At 65.2% G+C, this 15,846-nt stretch carries 13 protein-coding genes; 7 read left to right on the forward strand and 6 right to left on the reverse strand.

The window, feature by feature from the left end:
• Nucleotides 1–113: 113 nt before the first annotated feature.
• Together BcFMB_RS06595 and BcFMB_RS06600 are read left to right on the forward strand one after the other, a co-directional pair.
• Nucleotides 114–842: a Fic family protein gene (locus tag BcFMB_RS06595; protein ID WP_232513773.1), complete on the forward strand. Its 729-nt coding sequence runs from the start codon at nt 114–116 to the stop codon at nt 840–842.
• A 68-nt stretch (nt 843–910) separates the two neighbouring features.
• Entirely contained in the window at nt 911–1,744 is an 834-nt protein-coding gene (locus tag BcFMB_RS06600) for a Fic family protein (protein ID WP_232513774.1), read from the forward strand.
• Between the two features lie 65 nt (nt 1,745–1,809).
• On the opposite strand, the gene BcFMB_RS06605 is transcribed toward BcFMB_RS06600, so the two are convergent.
• Nucleotides 1,810–2,742, reverse strand: coding sequence for a site-specific integrase (locus BcFMB_RS06605; RefSeq protein ID WP_051920880.1), 933 nt, complete (start codon nt 2,740–2,742; stop codon nt 1,810–1,812).
• Nucleotides 2,743–2,978: 236 nt separating this feature from the next.
• Here BcFMB_RS06605 and BcFMB_RS06610 point away from each other — a divergent pair, with 236 nt between their 5' ends.
• Nucleotides 2,979–3,401, forward strand: a complete 423-nt coding sequence (locus tag BcFMB_RS06610; protein ID WP_033517652.1) for a hypothetical protein — start codon at nt 2,979–2,981, stop codon at nt 3,399–3,401.
• A complete protein-coding gene (locus tag BcFMB_RS06615; RefSeq protein ID WP_081895592.1) occupies nt 3,347–4,162 on the forward strand; it encodes a nucleotidyl transferase AbiEii/AbiGii toxin family protein in 816 nt (271 codons plus the stop codon). Before BcFMB_RS06610 ends, BcFMB_RS06615 begins: the two co-directional genes overlap by 55 nt.
• Nucleotides 4,163–4,243: 81 nt before the next feature.
• Here the strand turns inward: BcFMB_RS06615 and BcFMB_RS09585 are convergent, their stop codons facing one another.
• Both BcFMB_RS09585 and BcFMB_RS06620 read right to left on the reverse strand, forming a co-directional pair.
• Entirely contained in the window at nt 4,244–4,411 is a 168-nt protein-coding gene (locus BcFMB_RS09585) for a hypothetical protein (RefSeq protein ID WP_156100135.1), read from the reverse strand.
• A gap of 86 nt (nt 4,412–4,497) precedes the next feature.
• Nucleotides 4,498–4,932 (reverse strand): hypothetical protein, encoded by a 435-nt coding sequence (locus BcFMB_RS06620; protein ID WP_033517650.1) that lies wholly within the window; start codon nt 4,930–4,932, stop codon nt 4,498–4,500.
• 298 nt (nt 4,933–5,230) lie between these two features.
• On the opposite strand from BcFMB_RS06620, the gene aroA reads away from it, so the two are divergent.
• On the forward strand, nt 5,231–6,643 hold the full coding sequence (gene aroA, locus BcFMB_RS06625; protein ID WP_099721351.1) for a 3-phosphoshikimate 1-carboxyvinyltransferase: 1,413 nt from the start codon (nt 5,231–5,233) through the stop codon (nt 6,641–6,643).
• 236 nt (nt 6,644–6,879) lie between these two features.
• On the opposite strand, the gene BcFMB_RS06630 is transcribed toward aroA, so the two are convergent.
• The 3 genes from BcFMB_RS06630 to BcFMB_RS06640 all read right to left on the reverse strand — a co-directional run bounded on the left by BcFMB_RS06630 (nt 6,880) and on the right by BcFMB_RS06640 (nt 12,751).
• On the reverse strand, nt 6,880–8,118 hold the full coding sequence (locus tag BcFMB_RS06630) for an acetate/propionate family kinase (protein WP_024540436.1): 1,239 nt from the start codon (nt 8,116–8,118) through the stop codon (nt 6,880–6,882).
• A gap of 226 nt (nt 8,119–8,344) precedes the next feature.
• Nucleotides 8,345–10,030 carry a phosphate acetyltransferase gene (pta, locus tag BcFMB_RS06635; protein ID WP_024540437.1) on the reverse strand — a complete coding sequence of 562 codons (1,686 nt, stop codon included), beginning with the start codon at nt 10,028–10,030 and terminating at the stop codon, nt 8,345–8,347.
• 243 nt (nt 10,031–10,273) lie between these two features.
• Nucleotides 10,274–12,751, reverse strand: coding sequence for a phosphoketolase (locus tag BcFMB_RS06640; protein WP_024540438.1), 2,478 nt, complete (start codon nt 12,749–12,751; stop codon nt 10,274–10,276).
• Nucleotides 12,752–13,246: 495 nt separating this feature from the next.
• Between BcFMB_RS06640 and guaA the strand changes: the two genes are divergently transcribed.
• The gene (guaA, locus tag BcFMB_RS06645) at nt 13,247–14,809 is read left to right on the forward strand and encodes a glutamine-hydrolyzing GMP synthase (RefSeq protein WP_024540439.1); all 1,563 of its coding nucleotides are present in this window, start codon (nt 13,247–13,249) and stop codon (nt 14,807–14,809) included.
• Between the two features lie 240 nt (nt 14,810–15,049).
• Complete coding sequence (locus BcFMB_RS09860; RefSeq protein ID WP_232513776.1) at nt 15,050–15,790, forward strand: ABC transporter permease; 741 nt, start codon at nt 15,050–15,052, stop codon at nt 15,788–15,790.
• Nucleotides 15,791–15,846 lie beyond the last annotated feature (56 nt).

A 15,846-nucleotide genomic window follows, 5' to 3' on the forward strand; every position in this document is an offset into this window, starting at 1 on the left:
CATCGCGGTTTCAGACGGCAATCCTCGCAGCGGTATCACGGAACCGCCGCCGGCGGCCGCGCCGGGGACCGGGTATGATGGGGTGACGCGTTTCAACGAACGGAGGCGGAGGCATGGGACTGGACACGAAACAGTTGGCGGGGCTGCTGTACTCCATGGGGCACACGTTCGACAACCTGTCGTCGACCTACATCGCCACGGAGGAGTTCCTGCGTACGAACAATCCGAGGGTGATCGGCTCCCGCGCCGACCTCGCGTTGCTGGAGGACCTCAGGGACGCGTCGTCGTATGCGCTGCATGAGCCGGCGCCATTGGACGCGGCGTTCGTGAAGGGCGTCAACGCGAGGCTGAGCCGTACTGCGGCGCTCGAACCGGGCGTGCTGCGCACGGACCGCAACATCATGGTGCGCACATCCATCGGCGACTACATCCCCGAAGTGCCCGACGAGGAGGGGATGGAATCGGTTCTAGCCGAAGCACGACACGGAGATGGGGGCCTGTTCGGTGCGGCGCAACTGTTCGCCCGGCTCGCCCGGATGCAGCCGTTCGGTGACGGCAACAAACGCACTGCGCTGCTCGTCGCCAACCGGCTGCTGCTGGACCATGGCACGGGGCGCGCTCTGATCGTGCCCACCCAGGATCCGGACCGCCGCACGTTCAACGATCTGATGGGCCTGTGGTACGTGCGGGAGGACGTGCGCGTCATGCGATGGCTCGCCGACTACAACGAGGACATTGCGGGCCTCGACGAATACGGCCGCCCCATCACGCGTGCCGGCTGCATGCCGCGGCCGTGCGGTGCGATGGGGCGTGACGGATCGCGGGAGGGCGAAGACGGATGAGCGTATCCGGGGGAGCGCGGTTGTGCGAATGGTTGCGCAGGGAACGCGACGAGCATATTTCGGGTGGATTGTTCGAGACCACCCAGGTGCTGTTCGCGTTCAACTCGAACCATATGGAAGGTTCGACGCTCAGCGTTGAACAGACCTCCGACCTGTACACGACGGGAAGCGTGTCGCCGGCGGACGGCATGGACGCGATCAGGCTGGACGACGCGATCGAGACGCGCAACCATTTCCACGCGTTTAACTGGATGCTGGACAGGGTCGACCTGCCGGTGGACGACGCCATGATCTGCAGCATGCATGCCATCCTCAAACGCGGCACATCACAGGAGCAGGACCCGGACAACAATGTGGGCGCGTATAAGGCCCGTCCCAATGTCATCGGCGGCCTTCTGCAGGAGCATACCGTCCTGCCCGCCGACGTCCCCGCCGCCATGGGGGAGGTGATCGCGGCGCATCGGGAGCTGAAGGACGACCCCTTCTCCATCGCCTTCGCGCATTGGCTCTTCGAGACGACGCATCCGTTCTTCGACGGCAACGGCAGGGTCGGCAGGCTGCTGCTGTTCAAGGAGCTGCTGCGCATCGACGCGATGCCCATGGTGATCCAGGACCGCAACAGGGGCCTGTACGTCCGCGGTCTGCGTGAGTTCGGGCGCACGCCCGGATATCTCATCGACACGCTGCTCGCGGAACGGGACGTATACCGCGGCATCGTGGAGACCATGGCTCCAGATCGCACATCCTACACCTACCACGATGCGTGGGACGGCGTCGTCGCTAGAAGAATCGAGAACCCGTACCTCAAGCATGCATGGGACGAGCTGGACATATTCGGCGCCTGCGGGGACGGCGCCGTCCCCGGTCCGCCGATGCGGGGCGGCGTCCGGGGCCGCGCATAGGGGGAGGCAGATGTCCTGCTTGTGGCCGGCCACGTCCCGACGGGAGCGTGACCGACGTCGTTGCGTCAGACGAGCCCGGCCCATCCCGACCGTGAGGGCAGCGCGGCGCTGTGCGTGGCCTGCCATGGTGTGGTCGTGGACTCGACGATGGCGGTCAGATCGGCGTCGATCAGGCCGATGTAGCGCATCGTGGTCTTCGAGTCGGCGTGGCCGAGCAGGCGCGCCACCGCGAGGATGTCGTGGCTGTTGGCGTAGGCGACGGTCGCGAAGCGCCGGCGCAGTGTGTGGGGCGGCCAGCCGCTGCCGCGTTTGATGAGCGTGTCCACGTAGTCGACGCTGCATTGCGGGTGGATCCGGCCCGGGATTAGGTACGGGCAGCCGTTCTGGGCGGCGGCGAGGGATTGGATCTCGAGGCGCAGGCGCATGGGCACGGGCAGGTCGCGTCGGCGCCTGCCCTTGCCGTCGACGTGCAGGACGGTCTCGGCCCCGCGGGTCTCCATGTCGGCGGGGTGCAGGCGGCTGATCTCGATGCGGCGCAGGCCGAGCCATCCGGCGAGCATGCACACGACCCTGACGCGCGGCTCCTGGTGCGTGACGGCGCGCGCCAGCGCGTCCTCGGGGCAGATGAGGCCGCCTCCCGGCGCGTCCGGCATGGGCGGTACGGCCCGGGCGGGGTTGGCGTGCACGTCCCGGACGGCCTCGATGTCGATGACCCACTGGTAGAAGCCCTGGATCGCGGCGCGCAGCCCTTTCCTGGCGCTCAGGCCGAGGTTCGGGTTGGATACGGCGTCGACGACGTCCATGCTGGTGACGCGTTCGATGGGTTTGCCGACCATGCGGCTGAAGCGGCTGATCTGGTACCATCTGGTGCGGATGGTCTCGCGGGTGCGCCCTATCGCCTCCAAATACCGGCACCATGATTCCAATGCGCCGTCCCAGTCGTCGCGCGCACGCACATGGTCGACCGCATAGGTCCCCTTGTACTCGTTCCAGCTCATATTGCTATTCCTTTCCGTCGATGATGGAGGACGGCGGGATCGCCGTTTCCGCTCCCCATTGACGGGCATGCGCCGGATACGCGCCGCATATACGTAGACCCGTATTCCTTTACGCGATTACGTAAGGAAATACGGGCCTATGGGCGATGCGGACGACAGGGTATGATGGGGGATATCAGGAGCCGTCGGCACACGGTCGATGGAGTGCACATGGGGTCGCGAAAGGAGGCGTGGGCATGCGTTACGTGTCCGGTCTGCCGGCGCTCAACCTGGGCGACCGCAGCGTCACGCCGGGCGACTGGCATCATAGCTCCATGGACTGGGAGCGGCCCTTCATGCTGGACACCTCGGCTTCGCCGTACGGGTGTTGGGGGATTGGCGACGAGCCAGTGCCCGGCCATGGTCCGATGCCCGTCGCGAACCATATCCGCGCGTGCCTGGACATGATCGTTCTGGGGTGTTTCGGCGATGTGCAGGGGATGCGTGAGTATTTCCTCGCGAACCCGGCCACCGACGGCGTCGTCATGCGGCAGGTGTGGAAGCTGCGCGGCAGCCGAAACTGGCCGTCCATCGACGCGTTCATGGGCCGTGAGTACTCGACGCGATGGCTCGACTACAAACAACGGCAGATGCAAACGAACAGGGGCGAGACAGTATGAGTGCGCAAGAGAACGGATACAGGCCTGAGCATCGTGCCGCCATCGAGACCATCATGCGTGACATGAACAGGTCGGAGGACAACCCCTACATACTCAAAGGGGGTACGGCGCTCATGCTGTGCTACGGCCTGTCACGCTTCTCCGAGGACATCGACCTGGACGCGCAACGGGCCGCGGTGCCGGCGGCGCGGTTCTTCAGGTTCATCGAGCATACATGCCGCGAACACGGGTACGATTGGCGCGAGGGGAAGAACACCCCGACCGTGCAGCGCGCATTCGTCAACTACGGCCGTGAGGACACGCCCTTGAAGATCGAAGTGTCCCACAGGATCAAAGTGGTGGACCCCGATGCCATCACCCATGTCGACGGCATCAAGACCTACACCATCAGCGAGCTGTGCGAGTTGAAGGCGTCCGCCTATCAGAACAGGGACAAGATCCGTGACCTGTACGATCTGACCTTTATCATCGAGCATTATTACGACGAACTGTCCAAATCCGCCAGGAAGGCGGCACAGCGGGCGTTGGAATACAAGGATGTGGAGCAGTTCGACTACCTGACCCGCACGCAGCATGATCCGCTCATAGACGTCGACCGTCTCGCGGACAGCTTCCTCAACGCCCTTGACATGGTCGGACTCACCACGGACGCCGGCACGGCCGGGGAAGAACCGGTCGATGACGGTGAGATCGACGTCCTCATGGAACGCTTCTCGGGCAGCTACGGCATGGACGACAACACCTCTGGCCACACTCGGTGAATCCCGGCCGCAGAGACGCACGGTAGTGGTCTTTACGCATTACAGGGAGTTTTGGTGCATGAGCCATTTACTTCTAAGAGGTCATGCGGGAAGATCACCGGTGTTGTCCTCGATCCATTCACAGACCAGATCGATCATGGCCGTATCATGGATCAGCGCATGGTACTTGAGACGACGGTGCAGCTCGACCGGGATGCTGAACGTGGTCTTGACGACTTCACGGGATTTCGGAATGGTATCGGTTTCCATGGTTGTCCTTCCTACGAGCGTTTCGGCCCATAAGCCCTTAACCACGGCTCAACGGGGATACGGGGATAAGGGTCTATGGGAGAAGATCACCGGCTATAGGCGGTTGGCGTCTCCCAGACGTTCGGCTGTGGTCCGAAGGCGCGTTCCCATGGCTCGTCGAGCTTCGCCCGCAGCCGCTCGACGGTCGAGGACAGGTCCTCCGTGTCCATCTGCACCGACATCGACGATTCGTCGTGGATCGTCACGATCCACTGGTTCTCGGCGACGGCCTCTATGCTGAAGCCGGGTGCGCGACGCTCGTACAATTCGGGATGCTCCTGCTCGGGATATTTGTCGTTGTGCCAATCAGGGATATTCGGCACGTCCTCGCCTCTGAGGCGCGCGTCGGCGAGATCGACCAGATTCTCCAGATCGATGTCCCAAAGATTGCGGGACCATTGCATTGATCCGGCCGACACCTGCAGCCTGAACGCGGATCCCCGGTAATCCCTCTCGACAAACTCGCATGTGATATCCGTCATCGTTCAGCCCTCCACCGCGTCGTCTCGAACGATGCCGGCCTGTACAATGGAAGACAGCGCCATCAAGGCGATCATCAGGGCCGCTGGGGCTGACCAGAGATCGGACGGTCACTGGTTCAAGCCCAGTCGCAGGAGCCAACAAGCCGCCTCCGGGCGGCTTTTTCATTGTCATGACCGGTGCGGATCGGCATTCGGCAGAGGAGTGCCGGCAAAACCGTGTGCGGTTGCGCCGTCCGCGTTTGCCGCGCCGCTCCGGCATGCAGATGCGGGGACTGCGAATTCAGCCGCCTCCATTACGATGGAGGACATGAACGAACCGAACCATACGGCCGTCGTGGCCGATCCGTGGCCCGCACCGCTCGCGACCGCACCGCTGGACGCGACCGTCACGATCCCGGGCAGCAAATCGCTTTCCAACCGTTACCTCATCCTCGCCGCGCTGGGCGCCGATCCCGTGCGCATCCGCGGCCTGCTGCGTTCGCGCGACACCGACCTGATGATGAACGCGCTGCGCGCGCTCGGCGTGACCTGCCGGGAGGACGCCGACGACCCGACGACGGTCACGGTGACGCCGCCGCCGAACGGCGTGTTCACCGGCTGCACGGAGGTCTACTGCGGCCTCGCCGGCACGGTGATGCGCTTCGTGCCGCCGCTCGTGCTGTTCGCCGACGGCCCGGTACGCTTCGACGGCGACGAGCAGGCGTATGCACGGCCGATGGAACCGCTGCTGTTCGGCCTCAAGCAGCTCGGCGCCCATGTCGAATACCACGGTCAGGAAGGATGCCTGCCGTTCACGGTGACGCCGCCGAAGAAGCTCGGCTCGGCCAACGGCAAGCCGATCAAGATCCGCGTCGACTCGTCGTCGTCCTCGCAGTTCGTCTCCGGCCTGCTGCTCGCGGCGTCCCGCATCCCCGGCGGCGTGCTGCTGCGCCATACCGGCAGGACGCTGCCGAGCCTGCCGCACATCCGCATGACGATGGAGGACATCAACGCCGCCGGCGGCGACGTGACGATGCCGGAGCGGGGACGCTGGCTCGTGCAGCCGCGTGACCTCGACCTGCCGCGGACCGTGACCGTCGAGCCTGACCTGTCGAACGCCGCGCCGTTCCTGGGCGCCGCGCTCATCGCCGGCGGCGCCGTGCGTGTTCCGAACTGGCCCGCCCATACGACGCAGCCGGGCGGCCTGCTGCCGTCGATGCTGCACAAGTTCGGTGCGACGATCACGCTCGACGGCGAACCGTTCGACGAGATCAACGACTGCGAGATGTTCAACGACGACTTTTCCGGCACGCTGTGCGTGACCGGCGACGGCTCGATCCACGGACTCGGCGAACTCGACATGTCCGCGGCGGGGGAGCTCGCGCCGAGCGTCGCCGCCATCGCGACGCTCGCGGACGGCCCGTCGCAGCTCGTCGGCATCGGCCATCTGCGCGGACACGAGACGAACCGCCTTCAGGCGCTCGTCACCGAGATCGAACGCGTCGGCGCGCACGCCGAGGAACTCGACAACGGCATCGCCATCGAGCCGGTCGCCGACGACGAACTGCACGGCGCGGTCATGGAGACCTACGCCGACCATCGCATGGCCACCTTCGCGGCGATGCTCGGCCTGCGCATTCCCGGCATCGAGGTCAGGGACGTGCAGACGACACGCAAGACGATCCCCGACTTCACCGGCATGTGGGCGGCGATGCTCGCGCAGCACCGCTGACCTTACGCGCGCCGTCCCGCTGCGGACGGCGCCTCCACGCCATTGCGGGCGGCATCCCCGTAAGTCGTACGTCCCGTAAGCCGTACAGGATGCGTCGGCTGCCACCCATAACGCGGCGAGGGATGCCCGGGCGGATGGACGGCGGGCAAACGAAAGGAGGGACGACTCCCACGAGTCGTCCCTCCGTATCATGCGCGGCCGGCGGTCGTCATGGCCGGCGCCGCACCGATCGATGCTCAGTCGGCGATCTTGTTGCCGTACTTGTCCTCGGCCTTCTCGACGATCTCCTGCGCGCGCTGCGCGATCGCGAGCTCCTCGTTCGTCGGGTAGACGACGACGGTCACCGAGGAATCCGGCGTGGAGATGATGCGCGGCTCCTTCGAACGCGTGTCGTTCTTCTCCATGTCGAGCTTGACGCCGAACGGCGCGAGCTTCTCGCACACCATGCGGCGCACGATCTCGTCGTTCTCGCCGACGCCGGCGGTGAAGGTGAGCACGTCGAGGCCGCCGAGCTGCGCGGTGTAGGCGCCGATGTAGCTGACGATGCGGTGGACGTAGACGTCGAGCGCGAGCTTCGCGTCCTCGTTGCCCTCGGCGATCAGACGGTGCACCTCACGCATGTCGCCGAAGCCGGTCATGCCCATCATGCCGGACTTCTTGTTGAAGAGATCGTCGAGCTCGTCGACGTCCATGTGCGCGTTGCGCATCAGGTGGAAGACGGCGGCGGGGTCGATGTCGCCGGTGCGCGAGCCCATGACGAGGCCCTCGAGCGGGGTCAGGCCCATCGACGTCTCGATCGGACGGCCGCCGAGCTCGGCGGAGGCGGAGGCGCCGTTGCCGATGTGCAGCACGATCTGCTTGAGGCCCTTCGCGGCCTCGGCGTCCACGCCGAGGAACTCCGGGATCTGCGAGGAGACGAACCAGTGGGAGGTGCCGTGCGCGCCGTAGCGGCGGATCTTGTACTTCTCGGCGACTTCCTTGTTGAGCGCGTAGGTGCTGGAGGCCTTCGGCAGCTGCTGGAAGAAGGAGGAATCGAAGACGTAGACCTGCGGGACGTCCGGCATCAGCTGACGCATGACGCGCGCGCCCTTCGCCTCGGGGCCGTTGTGCAGCGGCGCGAGGACGGCGAGTCCCTCGACCTTCTCGGTCGTCTCCGGGGTCACGAGCGCCGGATGCGGGAAGGTGTTGCCGCCCTGGACGACGCGGTGGCCGACGGCGATGATGCCCGCCTCGTCGAGCTTCGGGCCGAACTCGTCGAAGAAGCCGAGCACGCGCTTGAGACCCTGCTCATGGTTCTCGATGCGCTCTTCGAGCTCATGCTTCTCGCCGTTGTATTCGTACTTGTAGTGACCGTCGATCGGTTCGCCGATCTTCTCGACGAGGCCGGACGCGATTCCCTCGCCGGTCTCGAGGTCGACGAGCTGGTACTTGATCGAGCTGGAGCCCGAGTTGATAACAAGGACGGTTTTCGCCATTGTGGCATCCTCCATTGGGTTATTGCGTTCGCCGCGGTTGCGACTTTCCTCAAGACAGATTACTCACCGAATGCTACAAACATGCGAACGGCTCCGCCGAATATGGACATTCCCGGCGATGCCGTCGCGGGAAGGGGAACGCGGCGCACGGAAAAGCCGCCGCCCGCAGGCGACGGTCGGACGAGACCATCATCTGCGGGCGGCGGCTGCGGGATATCCCGCATGCTCAGTCGTTGCGCTGGGCTTCGATCGCGGTCAGCGCGATCGTATTGATGATGTCCCGGACGAGGGCGCCGCGGGACAGGTCGTTGACCGGCTTGTTCAGACCCTGCAGGATCGGGCCGATCGCGACGGCGTTCGCCGTGCGCTGCACCGCCTTGTAGCAGATGTTGCCGGAGTCGAGGTCGGGGAAGACGAAGACGGTGACGCGACCGGCAACCGGGTTGCCCGGCGCCTTGACGGACGCCACTTCGGACGACCATGCCGCGTCGAACTGGATCGGGCCGACGAGCTCAAGCTCCGGCGCCTTCTGCCGGGCGATGGACGTCGCCGCGTCGACGAGATCGACGTCCGGCCCCTTGCCCGAGCCGAGCGTCGAATAGGAGAGCATGCCGACGCGCGGCTCGACGGAGAAGGCCTTCGCCGTCTGCGCCGACTGCAGCGCGATGTCCGCGAGCTGCTCGGCGTCGGGGTCGAGGTTGATCGCGCAATCGGCGAAGACCGAGACATGGTCCTTGAGGCACATCAGGAACGCTCCGGACACCGATTTGGTGCCGGGCTTCGTCTTGATGAGCTGCAGCGCCGGACGCACCGTGTTCGCCGTCGAACTGATCGCGCCGGAGACGAGGCCGTCGGCCTGTCCGAGCACGACGAGCATCGTACCGAAGTAGTTCGGGTCGCGCAGCGTCTTGCGCGCCACGTCGGGCGTCATGCCCTTCTTCGCGCGCAGCTCGCACAGCCGGTCGACCATGACGGCGAGCAGCTGCTCGTCCTCCATCGACTGGAAGCGTGCCTTGTCGAGGGAATGCAGACCGAGCGCGCGCCCACGATTGAGGATGTCGTCGCGCTCGCCGATGATGACGAGATCGCAGATGTTGGACTGCAGCAGGTAGTCGGCGGCCTGGATGATGCGGTCGTCGGAGCCTTCCGGCAGCACGATCGTCTTGCGGTCCGCCTTCGCGCGTGCGAGCAGGTCGTACTGGAACGCGTAGGGCGTCGTCGGCGGCACGAAGGGGGAGTCGAGCGTCTCCATCAGCTCATGCTCGGGCACATGCTCGTCGAACAGCGCAATCGCCTCGTCGGCGCGCGACGGCGTCAGGCCGGACATGTCGAGGAACGGCAGCGTCCACACATGCACTGGGCAGTCCTTGAGATACGCCTTGAGCGCCGTCGTCTGGTCGTCCTTGCAGCCGGTGACGAATACGCCGATGACCTTGGTGCCTGCGTTCGTCACGACTTCGGAGCATGATTCGATCGTCTCGAGCACCTCATCCGGGCTCCGTCCGATCGTGCACACGGTGAGCAGGACCGGCGACTGCAGGTCGGCGGAGACGTCCGCGTTGAACGAGAAGCGTTCGGGGTCGGCGACCCTTGTCTTGTCCGAGCCGACGATGACGCGCGCCTGTGGATCGAGCTCGGCGTTCATGTCGATGAAGTTGGCGACGATCTGCTCGCGCGCCTCCTTCTTGCGCAGCCGCGCCGTCGGCATCGTGACGCCGACGGCCTGCGCGCGCGTCTGGTCCACCGACGTGTACTTGAGCAGCATGTCGGTGAAGGTCTCGTCGGGGGAGACGGCGGGACGGAAGATGCTGGTGCGCAGATGCTTGGCAAGTGCGTTGACGACTCCGAGCGCCACGATGTTGCGTCCGTTGCCGGGATTCGGACTGAGGATGCTGACGTTCTTGAGGCTCACTGTTCGCTCCTTCTACAGTTGCAGTGCGAGGATGCCCGGCTTCGGCACGACGCCGGCGGGCAGCGTGACGACGTTGTTCACAACCGCCATTCTACCTAGCGCCGGTGTGCAAACGTTGTCGGCGCGCGCGGGCCGAACATAAATGTGAGCTAGATAACACCCGGACAACGCAAAAGGCGGGGATCCGGACAATGTCCGGATCCCCGCCTCTATCGACTAGACGAGGTCAGTCCTGCAGAGGATTCACTCGTTGTCGCCCGCGGTGGCCGCGGTGGCGGAGAGCATCTGCGTCTCGTCGACCTTGACGTCCGGGTACACCCAGTCGGTGAACTCCGGGATGTCGTAGCCGTTGTCGACCGCGAACTGGAACGCCTTCTTGCGGAACTCGTTGAGCTCGTTGATCTTGTCGGCGTACTTGTCGGCGTCGATCAGCTCGAGAGCCTGGGCTTCGAGCGCGTAGCGATCCATGTCGTTGACGCGGACCATGTCGAACGGCGTGGTCGTGGAGCCCTGCTCCTTGTAGCCGACGACGTGGAAGTTGTCGTGGTTCGGGCGGTCGTAGATGAGGCCGCGGACGTCCTGGGCATAGGAGTGGTACGCGAACAGGACCGGCTTGTCGGCGGTGAAGAGCTCGGCGAAGTCCTCGTTGGACATCGCTTCGTCGTTGTCCTCCGGGGACTGCAGCTTCAGGAGGTCAACGACGTTGACGACCTTGAACTTGATGCCTTCCTTGTTCAGGGCGTCGGAAGCGGCCATGATCTCCTGCGTCGGAACGTCGCCGGCGGCGGCGAGGACGACCTGGACCTCGTCGTTGCTCTTGGCGTTCGAAGCCCACTTCCACTCGGCGGCGCCGGCCTCGAGCTCGGCGCGAGCCTCGTCGAGGGTGATCCACGTCGGAGCCGGCTGCTTGCCGGAGAAGATCGCGTTGATCTTGTTGGTCGACTTGAAGCACTTCTCGGCGATCGCGAGCAGCATGTTGGCGTCGGTCGCGAAGTAGATGTTCGTCACGTGGTCGTTGTTGAACGTCTTGTTGATCAGGACCGAGGTGACACCCGGATCCTGATGCGAGAAGCCGTTGTGATCCTGACGCCACACGTGCGAGGAGACGAGCAGGTTGACCGAGGAGATCGGCTTGCGCCACGGGATCTCGCGGACGGTCGCCTCAAGCCACTTCGCATGCTGGTTGAGCATCGAATCGATCACGTGGACGAAGGACTCGTAGGAGCTCCAGATGCCGTGACGGCCGGTGAGCAGGTAGGCCTCGAGGAAGCCTTCGCACTGATGCTCGGACAGCTGCTCGACGACCTGGCCGGTGACGGCCATGTTCTCGTCGACGAGAGCGGACAGGTAGCCGTTGTCCCACTGCTTCTTCGTGACCTCGTAGGTCGCGTTCAGACGGTTGGAAGCGGTCTCGTCCGGTCCGAAGATGCGGAACGAATCCGGGTTGTTCTTGATGATGTCGCGGCAGTACGCGCCGAGCGAGCGCGGAGCCTCGACCTGGCCCCAGCCATGGCCGTACTCCTTGACGCCGGTGATCTCGTACTGATCGAGCTCGGGGAGCTTGAGGTCTTCGCGGATGCGGCCGCCGTTGGCGTTCGGGTTGGCGCCGATGCGCAGATCGCCCTTCGGCATGAACGCGGTGACGTCGTCCTTGATCGAGCCGTCGGCGTTGAAGAGCTCCTCCGGCTTGTAGGACTCCATCCAGCTCTTGAGGACCTCGAAGTGCTCCTCGGTGTCGCGGGCGGAGGCCAGCGGGACCTGATGCGCACGCCAGGAACCCTCGGTCTTCTTGCCGTCGATGAACTTCGGGCAGGTCCAGCCCTTCGGCGTGCGGAAGATGAGCATCGGGTAGAACGGGCGGGTCATGTCGTCCGTCTGCGCCGCGGCCTTGATGTCGCAGATCTCATCGAAGATCGTCTCGAAGAGCTCGGCGAAGCGACGGTGGATCGACAGGTGATCCTCGTTGTCGAAGCCGGCGACGAACTCGTACGGGTGGTAGCCCATGCCGTGGAAGAAGTCGTGCAGCTCTTCGTCGGAGATGCGGGCGAGGATCGTCGGGTTCGCGATCTTGTAGCCGTTGAGGTGCAGGATCGGCAGGACGATGCCGTCGGTGCGCGGGTTGACGAGCTTGTTGGACTGCCAGCCGGTGGCCAGCGGGCCGGTCTCGGCCTCGCCGTCGCCGACGATGCACGGGACGAACAGGCTCGGGTTGTTCATGATCGCGCCGTAGGCGTGGGAGAGCGCGTAGCCGAGCTCGCCGCCCTCGTGGATCGAGCCCGGGGTCTCCGGGGCGAAGTGGGACGGGATGCCGCCCGGGTAGGAGAACTGGCGGAAGAACTTCTGCAGGCCAGCCTCGTCCTTGGTGATGTTCGGATAGTACTCGGTGTAGGTGCCGTCGATGTAGGACTGCGCGGTACCGGCCGGGCCGCCGTGGCCAGGACCCATGATGAACACGGTGTTCTGCTGGTGGTCGGCGATGAGGCGGTTGATGTGGGCCAGGAGGAAGTTCAGACCCGGGGTGGTGCCCCAGTGGCCGACGAGACGGTGCTTGACGTCGTCGCGGGTGAACGGCTCCTTCATCAGCGGGTTGCTGCGAAGATAGATCTGGCCGATGGACATGTAGTTGGCGACGCGCCAGTACTTGTCCATGCCTTCGATGGCTTCTTCGGAAACCGGGCGATCCAGCTTCTGCCAGGGGGTGCCAATAACAGGATTAGTCATGTGTGCTCCTGTACTCCTGCACATAGTGTGCGATTGATTTTTTCGGTCAGGGCACGGGATCCGCATGTCCCTCCGTGAGGAAGGAACCCCGTGTCCGGTCGAGGAACATGTTACGCGGACTCGCTGACGTTTTGCGTTCTTTTGGTTAGGTGTGAGCGAAAATGTGCGATTTCTTATGCATTTTGGAAGAATCTGCCGATGAAATGTGAATTCGGCCGATGACTGAACAATGCGGCAAACCGTTGGGATCATTGGTCTCCGAGGTGATCCACGTTTCCAGCTCCGTTCGATTCCATGTGCGAATCGCGGCGTGTTGCGTGTGGCCGTCCGGGCATGTCCGGCGCCTTGCGCGGGGCGCGTTTGACCGCTTCAGCGGCGTCGGCGCCGAGGACGGCGCCGCCCGTGGCGCCGACGCGGCCGATGTCTCCTTGCGGCAGCACAATATCTATGTTGTAATGCCCGTAAGAGTGCAATCCGTCCGTCAAAGGGAGTTGTATGGCAACCGGTCCTGTCCTCGTCGTTGATTTCGGCGCCCAGTACGCGCAGCTCATCGCGCGCCGCGTACGTGAGGCCAATGTGTATTCCGAACTGGTCCCGCATTCGATGTCCGTCGACGAGATGCTCGCCAAGAAGCCCTCGGCGATCATCCTGTCCGGCGGCCCCGCGTCCGTCTACGAGCCCGGCGCCCCGACGATCGATCCGAAGGTCTTCGACGCCGGCGTGCCGGTGCTCGGCATCTGCTACGGATTCCAGGTGATGGCCCACGAGCTCGGCGGCGACGTGGACAAGGCCGCGCTCGGCGAGTACGGCAAGACCGAGGCCGTCATCGACGACGCCGTCGGCATCCTCGACGGCTCGCCGTCGCTGCAGACGACGTGGATGAGCCACGGCGTCGCCGTGAACAAGGCCCCGGAGGGCTTCGAGGTCCTCGCGCACACCGAGGGCGCGCCCGTCGCCGCGATGGAGCACGCCTCGCGCAGGCTCTACGGCGTGCAGTGGCACCCCGAGGTCCGCCACACGCCGCTCGGCCAGGACCTCATCTCGAACTTCCTGCACGAATGCGCCGGCATCCCCGACGACTGGAACGCGAAGAACATCATCGACGAGCAGGTAGAGGCGATCCGCGAGAAGGTCGGTGACGCGCAGGTCATCTGCGGCCTGTCCGGCGGCGTCGACTCCGCCGTGGCCGCCGCGCTCGTGCACCGTGCGGTCGGCGACCAGCTCACCTGCGTCTTCGTCGACCACGGCCTGCTGCGCAAGGGCGAGGCCGAGCAGGTCAAGCACGACTTCGTCGCCGCGACCGGCATCAGGCTCATCGCCGTCGACGCGTCGAAGGACTTCCTCGATGCGCTCAAGGGCGTCTCCGACCCCGAGACGAAGCGCAAGATCATCGGCGAGAAATTCATCCGCACCTTCGAGAAGGCGCAGCGTCAGGTCATCGAGGAGGCGGGCGCCCGGGGCAAGGAAGTCAAGTTCCTCGTGCAGGGCACGCTCTACCCGGACGTCGTCGAGTCCGGCGGCGGCGACGGCGCGTCGAACATCAAGTCCCACCACAACGTCGGCGGCCTGCCCGACGACATCAAGTTCGAGCTCATCGAGCCGCTGCGCTCGCTGTTCAAGGACGAGGTGCGCGCCATCGGCACCGAGCTCGGCCTGCCCGACGAGATCGTCTGGCGCCAGCCGTTCCCGGGCCCGGGCCTGGGCATCCGCATCATCGGCGAGATCACGAAGGAGCGCCTCGACGTGCTGCGCGACGCCGACGCGATCGCCCGCGAGGAGCTTTCGAAGGCCGGCCTCGACCGTGACATCTGGCAGTGCCCGGTCGTGCTGCTCGCCGATGTGCACTCCGTCGGCGTGCAGGGCGACGAACGCACCTACGGTTCGCCGATCGTGCTGCGCCCGGTCAGCTCCGAGGACGCGATGACCGCCGACTGGTCGCGCGTGCCGTACGACGTGCTCGCGACGATCTCGACGCGCATCACGAACGAATGCCGCCAGATCAACCGCGTCGTGCTCGACTGCACGTCGAAGCCGCCGGCGACGATCGAATGGGAGTGACGCCGCCGATCGGGCGGCCGTCGCTCGCGTGACGTCCTTCCTTACGGGCGGCGCCCGCCGAAGTCCGGCTTCGGCGGGCGCCGCCCGTAATCGTCCTCCCGGTTCCGATTGATCGGCCGATGAAAGGTGCCCCCGATGATCATCCTGATCGCCGGCGCGTCGCACTCCGGCAAGACGGCGTTCGCGTAGCGGCTGCTCGAACGCTACGGCTACCAGTACCTGTCGATCGGCCATCTGAAGATGGGGCTGATCCGCTCCGGGCAGACGCCGCTCACGCCCGATGATGACGACGCGCTCGTCGACTACCTGTGGCCGATCGTGCGCGAGATGGTCGAGACCGCCATCGAGAACGGGCAGCACCTCATCATCGAAGGCTGCTACATCCCGTTCGACTGGGCGCGCGATTTCGAGCCGCGCTACCTTGCGCACATACGCTACCGTTGCATCGTGCTGACCGAACGGTACATCCGCGCGCATTTCGACGACGTCCTGCGCTACGCGAACGTCATCGAGCGGCGCGTCGACGACTCGTCATGCACGATGGGGCGCGTCATCGACGACAATGCGCTCACGCTCGCGCAGGCCCGCGCGCACGGCGTCGATATCCTGCTCGTTGACGACGACTACGACGTCGACGTCGATCTCGACGAGGACATCGTGATGGACGAGGCGCAGCGCTGCGAACGGATCGCGATGATCAGAAACGGCCGTGTGAACGCCGACGGCTCGCCGGAGCGGATCTGTGAGCGCACGCGGACGGCCACGCTCGAGGAGGCGTTCCTGGCCCTCGAGCGTGGCCGTCCGCGTGCGCTCAGCCGATGCATGCCGCTGACCTACGGCGTCGACGTGCTGCGCGACGTGATGCTGCGCGGCGAGGGATGGGGCACCGTTTGGCCGGATCTGCTGGCGCTGTTCGTCTTCCTGGCGGCGTTCTTCGTGCTGGGCGCCGTCGGATTCCGCAAAAGGCGCGCCTGCGGCTGAACACGGGAACGCATGGGCGGACGGCGCCGATGCCGACCGCCCATGCGACCGATGGG

This window comes from Bifidobacterium choerinum, from assembly GCF_002761235.1.
Taxonomy (GTDB): domain Bacteria; phylum Actinomycetota; class Actinomycetes; order Actinomycetales; family Bifidobacteriaceae; genus Bifidobacterium; species Bifidobacterium choerinum.